Source organism: uncultured Mycobacterium sp. (genome assembly GCF_964249325.1).
Taxonomy (GTDB): domain Bacteria; phylum Actinomycetota; class Actinomycetes; order Mycobacteriales; family Mycobacteriaceae; genus Mycobacterium.
Window position 1 is genome coordinate 1 of record NZ_CAXUCH010000344.1, and the last position, 1,597, is coordinate 1,597.

3 protein-coding genes and 3 pseudogenes (1 of these 6 cut by a window edge) are annotated in these 1,597 nt (G+C 69.1%); 2 read left to right on the forward strand and 4 right to left on the reverse strand.

Annotation, left to right across the window (positions count from 1 at the left end; all coding sequences use genetic code 11):
- Positions 1-206 (reverse strand): NAD-dependent epimerase/dehydratase family protein (locus tag ACFE99_RS24090; RefSeq protein WP_375489265.1); only part of this gene is annotated, 206 nt, incomplete at its 3' end.
- A 106-nt stretch (positions 207-312) separates the two neighbouring features.
- Positions 313-403, reverse strand: a pseudogene (locus ACFE99_RS24095) (S-methyl-5'-thioadenosine phosphorylase); the annotation flags it as partial.
- A 71-nt stretch (positions 404-474) separates the two neighbouring features.
- Here ACFE99_RS24095 and ACFE99_RS24100 point away from each other — a divergent pair.
- Both ACFE99_RS24100 and ACFE99_RS24105 read left to right on the forward strand, forming a co-directional pair.
- Positions 475-576 (forward strand): annotated as a pseudogene (locus tag ACFE99_RS24100) (1,4-dihydroxy-2-naphthoate polyprenyltransferase); the annotation flags it as partial.
- An 8-nt stretch (positions 577-584) separates the two neighbouring features.
- Positions 585-713, forward strand: coding sequence for a hypothetical protein (locus tag ACFE99_RS24105; RefSeq protein WP_375489271.1), 129 nt, complete (start codon positions 585-587; stop codon positions 711-713).
- On the opposite strand, the gene ACFE99_RS24110 is transcribed toward ACFE99_RS24105, so the two are convergent.
- Together ACFE99_RS24110 and ACFE99_RS24115 are read right to left on the reverse strand one after the other, a co-directional pair.
- On the reverse strand, positions 702-1,058 hold the full coding sequence (locus ACFE99_RS24110) for an ester cyclase (protein WP_375489267.1): 357 nt from the start codon (positions 1,056-1,058) through the stop codon (positions 702-704). The genes ACFE99_RS24105 and ACFE99_RS24110 overlap by 12 nt on opposite strands.
- A 77-nt stretch (positions 1,059-1,135) precedes the next feature.
- Positions 1,136-1,597: pseudogene (locus ACFE99_RS24115) on the reverse strand (iron-siderophore ABC transporter substrate-binding protein); it runs 560 nt beyond the window's last position.

The following is a 1,597-nucleotide window of genomic DNA, read 5'->3' on the forward strand; positions in this document are numbered from 1 at the left end:
ACGACGTCGACACCGTCGAGCAGTGGGCGCAGCGCCTCGGCGTCGCGGACGTCGACGCGGTGGCACCGCGGTGGGGGCCGGCTGGCCGGGCCGTGAGCGGCGGGCAACATCACGTCGAGACCGACGACGTCGTGGCCGTCCTCTTCCAGCGCCCGCCTCACCCCGGCGCCGATGAACCCGGCCGCGCCGGTCACCAGCACTCTCACGGCAGCTCGAAGGGCAGCTGCACGCCCTCGTGGGCCGGGCAGTGGGTGCAGGCCCGCTCAGCGCTAACCGCGCCGATGGCGTCGATCACCACCTGCTCTAAGGGGCCGAGGTTCCCGTAGGGGGTGTCCACCTCGACGCTGCGGGCACCGTCGTCGAAGAACGTGTAGAACCCACTGCCGCCGATCACGCCCAACATTGAGGTGCTCCTCGCGCCCCGTTCCTACCGAGCCCCACCCGGCCATTGAAACAGCATGCGACGATTCGGTGGTGGCCAGCGTGGCGCAGTGGGTCGAGGGCGCTCGACCGAGGACCCTGCCGAATGCGGTCGCGCCGGTCATCGCCGGCACCGGTGCTGGGGCACGCCGCCATGTGGGGGGATGTCGCGCAGGTTGTTGGCCACCAGCACGGCCGCCGACATCGACCTGATCCCGGTGCTGCGCGACACCGGCCTCACCATGCTGGTCTGGTCGGCGGCCGTCTCGCTGTCGCTGGCCCTAGCCCGCTGACGTCCCGGTCCAGTATTCGGCGATCTTGCCGCTGGCCAACCGCAGGATGTCGTTGCCGGTGAACGTCACCTCCTGGGTGCCGGAGCGTCCCGTGCCGACCCATCGGGCGGCGAGCATGTCGCCGTCGACCAGCGGCCCCACCTGGACCGCAAACGTCAGCTCGGCGAACATGTTTCGCGTCTGCTCGACGATGGCCGCCAACTCCGAGGGGCCGTGCACGTCGCGGTCGGGCCAGTGCCCGACGAAGTCGTCGGTCACCAGCTCGGGCGCGACCGGCCGGCCCGCCCACAACTCCTCGATCCACCGCCGGTACAGCTCCCGCGGGCTCACTGGTGTGCTCGTCATACCTGATTCATCGCAGCCGCGGCGGCTGCTCCGACACCGTTGAAGCCCCGCCGTTCGTTGCGCACCAGACAGTGCGGTTAGTTGATGGGGGCGTTGACCCAACGCAGGTCGTCGACGATACCGCGGGCTGCCACCACACCCTGACCGGTCTGCCACACCTCGTTGTTGACCACGAACACCCGGTTGTCGCGGTAGGCGGACAGCTTGCGCCACGGGTTGCTGTCGAACACGGTCGGGGCGCGGTCCTTGGCGGCCGGCGACGCAAACGACACATAGACGATGTCGGCGTCGGCAGACGAGAAATCCGGAGAGTCTGCGAGATCGCTGGCGCCGATCTCGATATACGGCTTGTCGGTGAACCACTGCGATGCCGGTCGGTCGACGCCGACCGCGGTGAGCACGCTGGCCGGAAAGTTGTTGGCCCCGTAGACCCGCAACGTGTTGGTGGTCAACTGCACGATCGACGCCTGGTAGTGGGCGGCGTCATGCGCGGCGCCGGTGTGGGCGGCGTGAACTGCGAAATCCTTGACGAGCGTCTC